The organism is Clostridium sp. UBA4395 (assembly GCF_002390995.1).
Taxonomy (GTDB): domain Bacteria; phylum Bacillota; class Clostridia; order Clostridiales; family Clostridiaceae; genus Clostridium_J; species Clostridium_J sulfidigenes.
This window is the reverse complement of the sequence record NZ_DGRF01000035.1, coordinates 39,938-54,373: the sequence shown is the minus strand read 5'-3', so window position 1 is coordinate 54,373 and position 14,436 is coordinate 39,938. Positions and strand designations below refer to the sequence as shown.

15 protein-coding genes are annotated in these 14,436 nt (G+C 29.2%); 12 read left to right on the top strand and 3 right to left on the bottom strand.

Translation table 11 applies throughout. The features are described from left to right. The 11 genes from B2694_RS05445 to B2694_RS05395 form a co-directional block, all read left to right on the top strand. Positions 1 to 344, top strand: a 344-nt coding sequence (locus tag B2694_RS05445; protein WP_346884883.1) for an HK97 gp10 family phage protein, incomplete at its 5' end; no start/stop codon positions are given. Between the two features lie 11 nt (positions 345 to 355). After that, positions 356 to 712, top strand: coding sequence for a hypothetical protein (locus B2694_RS05440; protein WP_346884882.1), 357 nt, complete (start codon positions 356 to 358; stop codon positions 710 to 712). Positions 713 to 727: 15 nt separating this feature from the next. Continuing rightward, on the top strand, positions 728 to 1,294 hold the full coding sequence (locus B2694_RS05435; RefSeq protein ID WP_346884881.1) for a hypothetical protein: 567 nt from the start codon (positions 728 to 730) through the stop codon (positions 1,292 to 1,294). Positions 1,295 to 1,353: 59 nt separating this feature from the next. Then, positions 1,354 to 1,896 carry a hypothetical protein gene (locus B2694_RS05430; RefSeq protein ID WP_346884880.1) on the top strand — a complete coding sequence of 181 codons (543 nt, stop codon included), beginning with the start codon at positions 1,354 to 1,356 and terminating at the stop codon, positions 1,894 to 1,896. A gap of 17 nt (positions 1,897 to 1,913) precedes the next feature. Then, complete coding sequence (locus B2694_RS05425) at positions 1,914 to 2,225, top strand: hypothetical protein (protein WP_346884879.1); 312 nt, start codon at positions 1,914 to 1,916, stop codon at positions 2,223 to 2,225. A 43-nt stretch (positions 2,226 to 2,268) separates the two neighbouring features. Beyond that, on the top strand, positions 2,269 to 3,954 hold the full coding sequence (locus tag B2694_RS05420) for a hypothetical protein (RefSeq protein WP_346884878.1): 1,686 nt from the start codon (positions 2,269 to 2,271) through the stop codon (positions 3,952 to 3,954). A 14-nt stretch (positions 3,955 to 3,968) separates the two neighbouring features. Then, a complete protein-coding gene (locus B2694_RS05415; RefSeq protein WP_346884877.1) occupies positions 3,969 to 4,706 on the top strand; it encodes a hypothetical protein in 738 nt (245 codons plus the stop codon). Between the two features lie 52 nt (positions 4,707 to 4,758). Next, positions 4,759 to 5,535: a hypothetical protein gene (locus tag B2694_RS05410; RefSeq protein ID WP_346884876.1), complete on the top strand. Its 777-nt coding sequence runs from the start codon at positions 4,759 to 4,761 to the stop codon at positions 5,533 to 5,535. Continuing rightward, complete coding sequence (locus B2694_RS05405) at positions 5,517 to 7,466, top strand: phage tail spike protein (RefSeq protein ID WP_346884875.1); 1,950 nt, start codon at positions 5,517 to 5,519, stop codon at positions 7,464 to 7,466. Before B2694_RS05410 ends, B2694_RS05405 begins: the two co-directional genes overlap by 19 nt. Before the next feature lie 17 nt (positions 7,467 to 7,483). Further along, the gene (locus B2694_RS05400) at positions 7,484 to 7,711 is read left to right on the top strand and encodes an iduronate sulfatase (protein ID WP_346884874.1); all 228 of its coding nucleotides are present in this window, start codon (positions 7,484 to 7,486) and stop codon (positions 7,709 to 7,711) included. 190 nt (positions 7,712 to 7,901) lie between these two features. After that, positions 7,902 to 9,596, top strand: coding sequence for a recombinase family protein (locus B2694_RS05395; RefSeq protein ID WP_346884873.1), 1,695 nt, complete (start codon positions 7,902 to 7,904; stop codon positions 9,594 to 9,596). A gap of 29 nt (positions 9,597 to 9,625) precedes the next feature. On the opposite strand, the gene B2694_RS05390 is transcribed toward B2694_RS05395, so the two are convergent. Continuing rightward, entirely contained in the window at positions 9,626 to 10,012 is a 387-nt protein-coding gene (locus tag B2694_RS05390) for a hypothetical protein (protein WP_346884872.1), read from the bottom strand. Positions 10,013 to 10,050: 38 nt separating this feature from the next. After that, on the bottom strand, positions 10,051 to 10,665 hold the full coding sequence (locus tag B2694_RS05385; protein WP_346884871.1) for a 3'-5' exonuclease: 615 nt from the start codon (positions 10,663 to 10,665) through the stop codon (positions 10,051 to 10,053). A 435-nt stretch (positions 10,666 to 11,100) separates the two neighbouring features. Here B2694_RS05385 and B2694_RS05380 point away from each other — a divergent pair, with 435 nt between their 5' ends. Then, positions 11,101 to 12,993 (top strand): glutamine synthetase, encoded by a 1,893-nt coding sequence (locus B2694_RS05380; RefSeq protein WP_346884870.1) that lies wholly within the window; start codon positions 11,101 to 11,103, stop codon positions 12,991 to 12,993. Positions 12,994 to 13,065: 72 nt separating this feature from the next. Here the strand turns inward: B2694_RS05380 and B2694_RS05375 are convergent, their stop codons facing one another. Further along, entirely contained in the window at positions 13,066 to 14,418 is a 1,353-nt protein-coding gene (locus B2694_RS05375) for an NCS2 family permease (protein ID WP_346884869.1), read from the bottom strand. Positions 14,419 to 14,436: the final 18 nt, after the last annotated feature.

Below are 14,436 nucleotides of genomic sequence, written 5' to 3'. Positions count from 1 at the left end.
ATGAGTTCATTATACAAGGTGACAATATGAAGAAAGTAAATAATCTAAAAAAGGTGATGGATAAATATAAAGATGCAGTTAAAGAAGCCAGTGAGGAAATTAGTATTACTGAGTTAGCTAATATACAATCTAATACTCCAGTAGGAGAAACAGGTAACTTAAAGAGGAGTATAGGAACAGCTATAGAAGGAGATGGAGATAAAACAGAAATTATTTGGGGTAGTGATTTAATATATGCCGCCAAAGTTGAATTTGAAAACACATCTTATTTAAGAGATACTTTAAGGGAAAATAATGACCAAGTTGTAGAAATACTTAAAAAGCACTTAAAAGAAATAAAGTAGGAGGTGCTTAAATGGTAGACTTAGAAGTTATACAAGAGAATATAATTAATCTAATTGCATATGACAATTTATTTTTAGATGAATTACCATCTGATTTTGATTTTATTAATTCTATAGGTATAGTTGCAAGGATAGGTGACTCTATCCAAGACAATACCTATAGAGATGATTTAACATTAGAATTAAGATTGGTGGGTAATAAAAATAAAAAAATAGATATGCAGAGATTAGCAATAGAGATGGAAAGGAAATTAAATAAAACATATTTTTTAAATTGTAGGATTATAAAACAAAATGCTTTTTATTCTAGTTATATAGATGAAGATAAGCAAAATATAGTTCTACAATTTTATATTTTAAATTATTAGAAAGGACGTGTGAAAATGAGTGATATTAAAGATATGAATATCTTGGTTGATAGTGCAGTTCTGTATTACGGAACATTTGACTTAACTACTGGATTAGATACAGTAATGACCACTATAAAGGATAAAGAATTAGGTCTTGCTAAAGGTTCTTTAAAATTTGAAGCCAAACCCGAGATTAGAGATATTGAACATTGTGGAGCTTTAGAAAGAAAGATAGTAGGTTTACAAAGAATTATGAAGTGGGATGTTAAAGCAGAAGCAGAAATACTTGATTTTAATAAAACTGTATTAGAAGCTAGTTTAATAAAGAAGGTTGAAAATACATCTACCAAGTTTGATGTATATGAACCATCTGATAAAATAGTGGTTGCTGATTATAAAGACTTGTTGATAGTAGGTCAAAAACATGGAAGTTCTGACCCAATTATTATACATATTTTAAATTCTTATAATGCTGACGGTATTAGTTTTGAAACTAAAGACAATGATGAAGCTAGTACTGCTATGACATTTAACGGATGTTATAAGTTTAATAGCAACGAAAAACCATTTAGAGTTTATATGCCGAAAGCAGTAATTTAAGGGATAGAGTAAAATCTATCTCTTTATTTGTATTGATGATTTAATTTAGTCTTCTATTTTTGAAGACTAGAAGATTAATAGAATTATTAAAAGTTAGAAAGGAAGTTAGTAAAATGATAAATGAAAATAATGAATTAATAATAACAACAAGTGAAGCATTTGAGGTTATAAGAATTATAAATAAGTTAAATATGAAGGATAGTTTAGTAAGTTCTATGGTAGAATTTACTAGATTAGAACAACAAAGTCAGCAGGAATATAGAAAGGTATCAGAGATAATGATTAAAGAAATTGGTAGTAGAGAAGAATATTTAAATCTTAGTGAGGAAGATAAAACTGCTATTAGTAATAAAGTATTAGCTGAAAATAATAATATTCAAGAATCTCTAGTTAAAATTAATGAAACACAAACTAAAACAGGAATGGATATTTTATATGATTTTATAAGTAAAATACCAATGGCTGAAAAAGAAGTGTATAAATGCTTAAGTAAGATATTTAACAAACCTATAAAAGAAGTTGAAACACAAGAACTAGATAAAACCATCGAAATGATTAAAGAAGTTGTTAAATGTAAAAGTATAATAAGTTTTTTCAAATAAGCAACCAAGTAGAAGAAATGGGAATTAGTCTTGTTGCAATTCTTTTAAAAAATGGTTGCTTTACATATGTAGCTAACATGGATATTGATGAAAGTATTTATATTATTGAAGAAGTATTACAGGAATATATGGACAGTAGGCTATATATGAGATATTGCCTTGATAATATATTATTGCAATTTACTGGAAAAACAATGTCTTATATAGATTATAAATCTGAAATTGGTGGAGTTTCTAAAACTAATAATATAGAGATATCACAAGTAGAAAAAGAAAAAATAAGAAATAATGCATTAGAGACTTTATCTAGTTTAGCTTTAGTTAATTAGATAATCTCTCTTTTTTTATTTTAATAAAAAGGGAGGTGAGAAAATGAGTGATGTATTTGATTTACAAGGTAGTATTAAACTCAATTCAAGAGAAGTATTAGATGGATTATCCAAGGTAGATAAACAAGTTGATGAAACTGGAAACTCTATGGAGAAGTTAGAAGGCAAAAGTGGAAAAGTCGGAAAAGTTATGGGCGGACTAGGTAAAACTATTGCTTCTGCTTTTTCTTTAAACGTTATTAAGAACTTTGCCAAAGAAGCGGTAGAAGGTGCTAATGTCCAGATAATGGCTGAGACCAAATTACAAAATAACTTAATGGCAACAGGTAAAGCGACTATGGAAAATGTAGAAAGTTTAAAACAATATGCTTCACATTTGCAAAAGGTAGGAGTTATTGGAGATGAAGTTGGTATGGCAGGTATGAGCCAATTAGCAACTTTTAATTTGACTAGTGACTCTATTAAAACTTTATCCGATGGAATGTATAACCTTGCAGTAAACCAAAAGGGTGTAAATGCTACACAGGAAGACATGATGGGATATGCCAATATGGTAGGTAAAGCTATGCAAGGACAAGCAACTGCCTTAACTAGAGTTGGTGTAACTATGAATGAACACCAAAAGAAAATTATAGAAACAGGTACGGAGCAAGAAAGAGCGGCAGTTATAGCAGAAGTTTTAAAAGCTAACTATGGTAACCTAAATGAAGAAATTGCTAAGACTCCAGAGGGTAAAATGCAACAACTAAAAAACGATTTAGGTGATATGAAAGAAACTTTAGGTATGGCATTGTTACCTGCTATAACTAAAGTAGTGGAATGGATACAACAATTAGTTACTTGGTTTACCTCTTTATCTCCAACCATGCAAAAGGTAATATTAGTAGGTGGATTAGTGGTTGCTTTTATACCTTCTTTAATAGGATTATTGAGTGGATTGGCTACGATTGCAGGTGCTTGTGGTATTAGTTTTAGTGCTATGGTATTACCTATATTAGCTATTGTTGGAGTTATTGCAGGTGTTATAGCCATTGGAGTTCTATTATATAAGAATTGGGACACTATTAAAGAGAAAGCAGGGCAACTAGGAGCATGGCTAGGTGAGAAATGGAATAACATTAAAGAAAAGACATCTCAAACTTGGAATAGTATGAAAGAAAATACTTCTCAAGCTTGGGGTGGGATGAAATCCAAAATTGAAGAGCATGGCGGAGGAATTAAAGGTATTATTGGAACAACTATGGAAGGTGCTAAAAAAGGTTGGGAATTAGGATTCAATGCAATGGATAAAACCACTGGTGGTAAATTATCTGATATGAAAGATAAGGTTAGCAGAGGGTTAAACGCTGTTAAAGATTTCTTTGCTAATTTAAAACTTCCAGAAATAAAAATTCCACACATCAAGCTACCTCATATTGGAGTTACGGGTGAATTTAGCTTGAAACCTCCTAGAATACCAAAGTTTAATGTAGATTGGTACTCTAGCGGTGCTATATTTAATAAGAAAACCATATTGCCTAACGGAGTAGGATTTGGAGATGCTAATAAAGGACAAGGTAATAATCCAGAAGCAGTAATGCCAATTGATGGTTTAAGAGATATGATTAAAGATTTATTGCAAGTAACTGTTATAAATGAAATGGATGGTAGAGAGATGTCTAGGATATTAGCTAAATACCAAGACGAATTTGATAAATATAATCAAAGAAATCCAAGATTATCATATTAGAGAGGAGGTATAAAATGAATATAGCAAGTGATATGTATAGTGTAGATACACCAACTCATGATTTTAGGTTTAATAGAAACCATGCCACAGATTTTAATTTATTAGTTAGTGAATATCCATCCATACCTTCTTTGAATGAAGAAGTTGAAGAGGTGTTAATACCAGGTACAGGTAAGATATTAACTACTAAAAAAAATGAATATATAGATAGACAAATAAAGTTTAAATTGAAAATGATAGATATTGAGTATTTTTGGGAAGAGATAGATGCTATTAAACTATGGTTAAGTGATATAAAAGACAATAGGTTATATTATGATAGAGAAGATAGATATTTTGAAGTGAAAAGAACTATCCTAGGAGATATATTTAAAGAGTTAAAAATGTATGGGGAGTTTGAAATTACTTTTATAGTAAAGCCATTCATGGTTGGTATGACAAATTCAAAAACATTTTTAGAAAATAATTTTGTTGTAAAAAATCCAGGCACTGTTGAAGTGAATCCTATTATAACTTTATACGGTAATGGAAATTTTCAATTAACAATTAATGATGAAACATTAACTATTAATAATGTAGTTAATCAAGTAAACATTAATTCTCATTTGATGCTTTGTACCAATGGTGATGGTAGTAATAAATTAATGGATATGCTAGGTAATTTCCCAACTTTAAATGTAGGAAATAACAATATAACTGTATCTAGTAACATAACAAACACAACTATAAAATTTGATAATTTGTATAGGTAGGGAAGTTATCTCTACCTTATTTTTTATTTAAAAGAAGAGAGGAAGATATAAAGTGAGATATATATTAGAGAATGAATTTAAATATGATTGGATGGATTCTGAAAGATGCTCTTTTACTCCATATGACACAACATTTGTACTAGAAAAAAGGGCAAAAAAAGATGGTGAACTATTAGAAAATGTAGGTAATTATATAGAAGTTCCCTTGCAAATTAGAAAAGTAGATATAGATGGAATATCTAAACCTATAGTGGGTGTAGAAGTAGAATTTATAAATAGGTGGTTATTTGGACATGCAAATGACCGAGATTTAGAGTACCAAAATAAACATTATAAAGGTTTATTTAGAAAAGGTTATAGATGGAAAGAAAATGCATCAAGTGGAATACTAGATGTTATCTTTACAATGGTTAATAATGCTTTTTCTCTTAGTCGTACTCATGGTGTCAAGGTAAGAGATACTAGAATTATAAAAATAGACAATAGAAGTAATGCAGTCGATTATTTAGATACAGAAATTTTGGTTAATTTAAAGGATAGTAATGTAAATAGTGTAACTATAGAAAATTTAACTAATGGAAATAAGATGGTTTTAGCTAACTTGGAAAGTAAAGAATGTTTATATATAAATAGTCAAAATCAGTACATAGAAAGTAAAGTAGATAGAAATAGAAATATATATCCTAAATTTACAGGGCAATATATTAAGCTCAGCAAAGGTATAAATGAAATAAAAATTACTACTAATGGATTAACTGAGGTTGAAATTATACATCAACCAATTTTTATAAATGAAAGCGAGGTGCTACAATGTCCAGAAATATCTTAATAAGTATATTTAATAAAAATACTCCTAAGAGTAAAGTTCTATCTTCCAATGGACTAGCTATTTTGGATAATATTTGTGTAGATTGCACAACAGAAGAAGACTTAAATGGAAACTATACTTTAGATGCTACATTTTTAATAGATGATGATGGAATTTATAAACATATCCATGAGGAAGCAATATTAAAAGTAAGAATGGATTATGGAAATGAAATATTTAGAATTGCAAAGGTAAATCCTAATAGACGTGATATAAACGTATTTGCTCGTCAGATAACTATAGCAGATTCTTTAGATATATTCTTAGGAGATGTAAGACCAACCAATTTAAATGGACAAGGTGCTATATCTTATATGCTTCAAAATTCCAATGAATATAAATCAAGTAAACAGTATGCTAGAGATTTAGAAGTATTTTCAGACATTTCTACCTATTCAACTGCTTATTACATGAATATGAATTTATATAAGGCTCTTCATGACACCGACCAAAGTTTTGAAAATAGATGGGGTAATTGTGAAGTTCAGAGAAGAGGATATAGGATTAATATAAATAAAAAAATAGGAACTAATAGAGGATTCCAAGTTAGAAGTAAAAAGAATTTAATAGGATTTGAATATGAAACTAATATAGATTCTGTTACTACCCGCATTAAACCAACAGGCTTTAACGGAATCACTACAGTTGGATATTGGGATAGCCCTTTAATTAACAACTATCCTAAAATTAAAACAAAGGAAATTAAATATGAAGATGTAAAAGTTAGAGATGAAAATACTAGAGAAGATGAAGAAGGAATGATATTTGAAACTTTAGAGTTAGCTAGAAATGAGTTAGTAAAAAGGGCAATTAAAGAATTTAGTGAAAACCACATAGATGAATTACAAGCACAATATAGGATTTCTTTTGTTCAGCTAGAAAAGACAGAGGAATATAAAGACTATGCAATATTAGAAAGGTGTTATCTAGGAGATATAGTAACAGTTATAGAGGATAAATTAAATATTAATATAACTGTTAGAGCTATTAAAAAGAAGTATGATGTATTGAGACAAATGGTTACTGAAATAGAACTAAGTAATTCTAACTTAATTAATAAGGGTGTAAGTATAGCAAGTATTATTAAAGAATTAGAAAAAATACCTAATGGCGATGAAATATTACAACAAGCTAAAGAATCAGCGACAAATATGATTAATTCAGGATTAAAAAATTCTTATGTAATAGTTAGACCGAATGAAATATTAATTATGGATACTAAAGATGTAAATACTGCTACTAAAGTGTGGAGATGGAATAACGGAGGTCTTGGGTTTTCTTCTAATGGATATAAGGGTACATTTGGAACTGCTATAACAGCAGATGGTGCTATAGTAGCAGATTTTATTACAACTGGTGTTTTAAATGCCAATCTAATAAAAACAGGTGTACTTTCTAGTATAGATGGTAGTGTATCTATAAACTTATCCAACGGAGCTTTTAGCATAGGTGGAAGAAGTGGTGATGTTGCTACTCATACGGGAAGTTATAGTGAATGGAAAAACACAGATGGTTCTATTACTAGATGTGATGCAAGTGGATTTTATAATAAAGTAGGAACTTCTAAAAGAGAATATCACCATTTAAGTTATAATACAACAGTCCTATTCCCATCTTATAGTGGTACTGGTTATTCTACAAAGTGGGTTACTTTACCTGCTGAGTTTAGAGGAAAAAATATTAATGCAACTGTTAGTATAAGTGAAGCTATGGCAAATGATGTACCGAGTGGATTAGGGGTTATAGGTTCGATGGGGACATATGTACAAGAAATAGACAAAGTTGGAGGAAGGGTACTTATATATGGCTTTATGAGTGGCTATGATGTAATTAATAAAAACTGGCATAACTTAAATCACAAATTAATTGTTAAATTAACAGTTATAGCATAAGAGAGGAGGTGAGAATAATGGAACAAAGTTTAGTAAATGCAATTAGTACATTAGGTTATCCAATAGTATGTAGTTGTGCTTGTGCTTGGGGAATGTGGAGGATGTATCTAAAGATGTCTGCTACCTTAGATGTTACAACAGAAACTAATAGGGAACTTGTTATAACTAATAGTAGTCTAATTAAAAACATAGATAATAAAGTAGATAAGCTAGAAGTAAAAGTAGACAAGTTAATAGAAAGATAATACATATATACATAGAAGGAATGAGTATTGATTTACTTGTTCCTTTTTTATTTTAGATAAGTACATAATTGTAATTGTCATAATTGTAAAGATGATATAATATTAAAATTGTAATTGATTAATATTTATATACTTAGTGCAAATTGTATAGTATAATATATTTATTACAATAAGAGGTAAGGTGAGAGAAGTGAATAAAAAAGCTTGTGTATATGTAAGGGTTAGTACAGACCATATAGAACAAGACCAAAGTTATCAGGCACAAATGACCTATTTCAAAGACCATTATTCTGAATATGATATAGTTGAAACTTACGCAGAGAGAGAGTCAGGTACAAGTATTAAAAACCGAACAGAGTTTCAAAAAATGCTTAAAGATGCAGGATTAGAATTAGAAGTAAAAAGAGGTAATATTAATATTTATAGCACTAATAAAGAGCCTAAATTTAACTATATAATAACCAAGTCTATAAGTAGATTTGCAAGAAATACTGAAATTAAGACCGTTATTAGAAAGCTTAAATCACAGGGTGTATATATAATTTTTGACGATATAAATAAAAGTAGTGAATCCGAAGATGATGAATTATTGTTAGGTATACTACTACAAATGAGTGAAGAAGAGTCACGCAACAAAAGTAAAATAATTAAATGGGGAAAGAAACGAAGTGCTGAGCAAAACGTAATTCCCATGAATATAATTCCCTATGGTTACAAAGGTAATATAGAAGAAAATAAACTTGAAATAGATGAGAATGAAGCCAAAGTAGTTAAATATATATTCCAACTTTATCTAAATGGTAATGGTGGTAGAAAAATTAGAGAGATACTAACCAATGAAGGATATACAAATAGAAAAGGTAAAGAATTTACCGAAAACATGATTTTATATATTATTCAAAATGCTAAATATTGTGGTATAAACGTAAGAAATCGTTACATGAAGGATGATATATTTAATCAAACTAGCCAAATTGAGTTAAGCGAAGACCAATGGTTAAAAATGAAAAATGAAAGAATAGATGTAATAATATCCGAAGAAGATTTTGCTAAAGCACAAGAATTAATTAACGGTAGAAGAAAGAATGGTAGAGGTTACAGAGGGTATACAAAATCTATATATGCAAATAAAATACAATGTGAATGTGGAGGTAACTATATACACAATATGTACTATAACAAAGATGGTACTAAAAGGGGTATATTCGTGTGTAACAGGCGTAAGAAGCTAGGTAAGGCTAAGAGTGGATGTACTAGTAGAAATATCTTTGAAAGCGAATTAGAAGAGGTTATAGACGAATATTGCAACGGTAAATATGAAAAATTATTACTTCATGAAATAGATGTGGCTAATAAATATTTAGATAAGAAATTAGTTGAAATTAAGAAAACCGATATAACTAATATTAAAAATAAAGCTACTCACATCGAGAATATACTTTTAGAAAACAAAAGAAAAATAGAAAAACTAATAGATATGCTTTTAGATTCCTCAAATACTAAAGAAGATATAGTGAATAAAAAAATAAATTTATTGGAGGAAGAAAATAAAAAATTAGAAGAAGATAAAAATGAATTAAGTATAGTAATCAAAAATAAAGATGATATATTAAATAATATAAATAATTTTAAAAAACTATTAAAAGAACTAGGAGATAAAACCGAAAATCTTATGACTTTAGATAAAAATGAATTTATAGAAGATATTTTATTGATTCAATTAGATGAAAATAATAATATAGAAATATATGATAAGATTATACTAAAAGTTAATACTTTACGTGTATCAGCTAAAAAATGGAATATAAATAAAAATTTAAGTGATAACTATAGTGGAATTATAAGAGATTTCAAAGAAAATTATAATAAAAATGATAGCTATTAAAAATTATGTATGTTAAAATGGAATAAAAACTACTGCACCATGTTAGTAATTACATTAGCACTTCCAGGACCAGTTGCCACAGTTGTAATACCAGCGTCTAATGCTTCTTGAAAACATTTGTCCACAGGATTTATTGCATCTATAGCTCTAAGATGAGGTGTAACTGGATCAGTAGTTTCATTTCCATCACTACCTTCAAATCCTAATCCATCTTCCCACATTCCAATATGACAATGAGCATCAATAATACCTGGCATTAAAAAGCCATTTTTCCCATCGATAATTTCTATGTTTTCAGGAATTGATATGTTTGAACCAAGGTTGCATATTTTGCCATTATCAATTAGTATAACACCATTTTTGATAATTTCATCTTCCGCCATAGTGTGGATAGTAACATTTTTAATAGCTATCATTTAAATCACTCCTAAAATAAAAGTTTTACTTCACAGTATTACTTAAATTGTAACATATTAGTAAAAAAATTTGGAGGAATTAATCCAGTTTTTATTCCTTGAATTACTAACATATAAGTACAAGTTGTATCAAATCTTGCATCATGATAGCCAGATGTCTCACCAAATAGAGAAGTACATTTATTTTGAAGAAAATCTCCCTTAAGGTTTAAAAAGTTTATCACTTCTCCAAGAGAAGGATTTTTTAATAAACCTCTAGAATTAGTAGCTTTACATATTTCTTTATAATATGACATAGTACAAAATGAACCTTTAGGATTAAAAGGAATATCTAAAAATTCTAGTTCGCTTTTTAAAAATTTAATATCAAATTGAACATTGTGTCCAATAATTATATCACTATTGATAAAATCATCTATAAATTCCTCATAAGTATCTTCGAAATATTTTCCATTACTTAGTTCGTAGAGCTTTTCTAAAGAAAAGCCATGTATAGCTTCAGCACTTTCATTCATTTCTTCTACAGTGAAGAAATAATTTTTACCTACTGTTGTTTGAGGTTTTGTGCTAGTATCAACAGTAATATATGACAATTGACATATATTACCGGGTTTTATACTAGTAGTTTCAGTATCGAAAAATAATAATTTCATAAATGTATTCTCCTTAATTTCTAATATAAACTATATATTTGCTAAATTTAGTCAACTTTAGCCAACAAATTAATAGTATAATTCTATTAAAGTTATGTCAATATACTGAGTAATTTTAGAGTTCTATAATTTGTATAAATTGTATAATTAATAGAAATAATAATTTGAATGAAAAGAAATATTATAAACATTAAAATATTTAGGTAAATTTTATATTGAGTTAATTATATATTTTACGTAAAGTGAAAAGGTTTAACTTACAATGTAAAGGATTATATATTAACAAAAAGTAAAAAATTAATATATTTTTAACGAAAGGTCGAAAAAAAACTATATATATTAACTTATTGTTAACAAAATTAATTATATTCAATGTTTTTATATTATGCTATAATGCAAATATTGAACACAATTATAAAAGGGGGCTTATATTATATGAGTTTATTATTTGTAATACCTACTAATAAACAAAATAAAGAGGAGTTATTAAAAATACTTCAGCAGCATAAGGAAATAAGATTTGTTTCTCTAGTTGGTATTGACTTTTTAGGTAATGATACAGACGAAAAAATTCCTGTTAAAAATTTCAAAGAAGATATTGAGACATTTTTACATGGTACAGCTGTCCAGACTGATGGATCATCTGTAATATTACCAGGAATAGCTACCCTTAATAATGCAAAGGTAGATATGAAGGTTGATTTAACTTGTAATTGGTATATAGATTATAATTATGATTATATAGATGAAGAAACAAATAAACCAGTAGGAACTATTAGAATGCCATGTCACTTATACCATGAAGATGTTGCCGTAGATTCTAGGTACATACTAAAAAATTCTGTAGATCACTTTAGAGCTTCTATGATGAAGTTATTTGAAGAAAATCCACAATTTTTAACTACCTTTGACATAAACTATGATGAAATAGAGGACGTAAGTATTACAGCAGCTACAGAATTAGAGTTTTGGGTAAATACTCCAAATGAATTAGCTGAAATAGAAGAATTATCCACTTCCCAAGTATTAAAGGAGCAGTACTGGAAGAGAACTAAGGGTCCTGTAAGAACAGCACTGGAAAAATCTTTAGATTTATTAGCTAAATATGGACTAGAACCAGAAATGGGTCATAAAGAAGTAGGGGGAGTTAAAGCTAAACTATCTGAGTCTGGAGTTCTAACTCACATAATGGAACAATTAGAAGTGGATTGGAAGTTTTCTACAGCCCTTCAAACTTGTGATAACGAACTTTTGGTAAGAGGTCTAATAAAAGAAACTTTTAGAAAAAATGGTCTTGAAGTTACATTCCAAGCTAAACCAATTGAAGAGGTAGCAGGAAATGGAGAACATTTACATGTAGGCGTTACTTTAAAGCTTAAAAATGGTAAGAAGATGAATTTATTCCACAGTTATGCTGAAAAAGACTTTTTAAGTGAAGTAGGATATGGAGCAATAATGGGAGTATTAAAGAATTATGAAGTAATAAACCCCTTTGTTTCTTCAAATTATGATGCATTACAAAGATTAAAACCAGGCTTTGAAGCACCAGTATGTATAGTAACTTCTTTAGGATTTACTAAAGATGTGCCTTCAAGAAATAGAACTATTCTTGTTGGACTAGTGAGAGATGCAATTAATCCAATGGCTACTAGGTTTGAGTTGAGATCACCAAATCCTAATACAAATATTTATTTAGTATTATCTTCAGTTATAATATCTATGGTAGATGGAATAAGCTATGTAGTTTCAAATAATAAAAGCAGAGAAGAACTTTTATCAGAACTTTCTAAAAAACCAGGGGAAAAGACTTCTTACCTAGAGGAAGGCAGATGTTATAGAAGTGAAGAAGATGTATTTGAATTCTATACAGAGGAAGAAAGAGAAGAGTATTTTGGTAAGGCTCCAAGTACTGTATATGAAAATTTATTAGCTTTTGATGATGAATCGAGAGTACATGTTTTAACTAAAGATGGAGTAATAACTAATAAAGTAATTACAGGATATAAGGAAGCTGTACTTGAAAGATGGACTACTGAGTTAGAGCATAGAATTCTTCCAAACTATTCTAATGAAATTAGAAGCATTAGAAGATATAATGGCGATGATTTTATGGAGTATGATCTTGAAAAATGGAGTGAAATAAATAAGCTAAGAGAAAAACTTATGAAAGATAATTATGTAAGTAAAAGCTTATTTACTCAAATGAGAGAAGCAATTAATGATAAAAATTATAAGGAATTATCTGAGTTACAATTAATTGTAGATGAAGATATGAGAATTCTAAGAAGGTTATATATGAATTATAGAAGAAATCTTATGGATATATAGAGATAAATAAAAGGTAATCACTGAAAAATTTTCGGTGATTACCTTTTTAAATTAATGATATCTAAAACATAGTTACATAAATATAAGTTTTAGTATAAATATTATGGATAGAATATACATTACTACTGAGATTGGTTTCTTATTTTCTTTCTTACCAAATATGTTATTTAATAAGTTTATTAATGTATATGAAAGAACTCCAAGGGTAAGACCATCACCGATACTATAACATAATGGCATTGCAGCTATAGTAATGAATGCAGGGAAACCTTGAGTAAAATCGGTAAAGTCTATTTTCATAACACTTTCTAGCATCATAAAACCAATCCAAATTAAGCAAGGAGCTGTAGCACAACTAGGTATAGCTATAAATATTGGAGATAGGAACATTGCCAATAAGAATAGAATACCTGTAGTAACAGCGGTTAATCCAGTTCTTCCACCTTCACTAACTCCAGCTGCGCTTTCTACATAAGTAGTAACAGTTGAAACTCCAACTAAAGAACCAAAGGTGGTTCCTATAGCATCTACGAGTAGAGCTTTTCTTGCCATTGGTACATTACCATCTTTATCTAACATATTTGCCTTAGAGCATACACCAACTAAAGTACCAACTGTATCAAAAAAATCTACAAACAAGAAGGTAAGACAAATTGTTATAAAATTAAGAAGAGCCGAACTATTAGTGAATACGGAGAAGTCAAGCTTGAATGCAATTGATTTGATAGATTCATATTTGAATAATCCATTTGGAAGATATATGCCAGCGGTAGTAGCTGCTTCAGGATTTATAACTGCACATATCCAACCGATTATAGAACAAATCAGAATGGACCAAAGCATAGCTCCCTTAATATTCTTAGAGTTCAAAACAGCTATAATAAGAATGCCAATAACTGCGATTATAGCACCAGGAGCTACCATAGAACCTAGAGATACAAGGGTAGCTTCATTAGATACTACAATACCAGCACCTGTTAAACCTATAAAAGCAATAAAAAGTCCAATACCAGCAGTAACAGCATGCTTCATTGTAAGTGGAATACAATTAACTACAGCTTCACGCACTCTAGTTACAGAAAGAATAATGAAAATTATACCTTCTACAAAAACAGCAGTAAGTGCTACTTGCCATGGAACACCCATGGCACCGCATACTGTAAATGCGAAGAATGCGTTAAGTCCCATACCAGATGCCAGTGCAAAAGGTGCATTAGCATATAGTCCCATGAGTATAGTAGTAAGTCCCGCAGCTAGACATGTAGCAGTTACAAGTGCTCCGGCAGTACCATCACCCATAGCTGTACTAAGGAAATTAGGATTTACAGCAATAATGTAAGCCATTGTTAGAAAAGTGGTAATTCCAGCAACAATTTCACGCTTTACGTTAGTTCCGTTTTCAGTAAGTTTAAAATACTTGTCCATATAAATCCCCCTAATATT

Bases quoted from the DNA above. Each gene is read 5' to 3' on its own strand.
- B2694_RS05385 (WP_346884871.1), bottom strand. From the start codon at position 10,665: ATGAAATTATTATTTTTCGATACTGAAACTACTAGTATAAAACCCGGT.
- B2694_RS05420 (WP_346884878.1), top strand. From the start codon at position 2,269: ATGAGTGATGTATTTGATTTACAAGGTAGTATTAAACTCAATTCAAGA.
- B2694_RS05440 (WP_346884882.1), top strand. From the start codon at position 356: ATGGTAGACTTAGAAGTTATACAAGAGAATATAATTAATCTAATTGCA.
- B2694_RS05390 (WP_346884872.1), bottom strand. From the start codon at position 10,012: ATGATAGCTATTAAAAATGTTACTATCCACACTATGGCGGAAGATGAA.
- B2694_RS05405 (WP_346884875.1), top strand. From the start codon at position 5,517: ATGTCCAGAAATATCTTAATAAGTATATTTAATAAAAATACTCCTAAG.
- B2694_RS05435 (WP_346884881.1), top strand. From the start codon at position 728: ATGAGTGATATTAAAGATATGAATATCTTGGTTGATAGTGCAGTTCTG.
- B2694_RS05425 (WP_346884879.1), top strand. From the start codon at position 1,914: ATGGGAATTAGTCTTGTTGCAATTCTTTTAAAAAATGGTTGCTTTACA.
- B2694_RS05415 (WP_346884877.1), top strand. From the start codon at position 3,969: ATGAATATAGCAAGTGATATGTATAGTGTAGATACACCAACTCATGAT.
- B2694_RS05400 (WP_346884874.1), top strand. From the start codon at position 7,484: ATGGAACAAAGTTTAGTAAATGCAATTAGTACATTAGGTTATCCAATA.
- B2694_RS05375 (WP_346884869.1), bottom strand. From the start codon at position 14,418: ATGGACAAGTATTTTAAACTTACTGAAAACGGAACTAACGTAAAGCGT.
- B2694_RS05380 (WP_346884870.1), top strand. From the start codon at position 11,101: ATGAGTTTATTATTTGTAATACCTACTAATAAACAAAATAAAGAGGAG.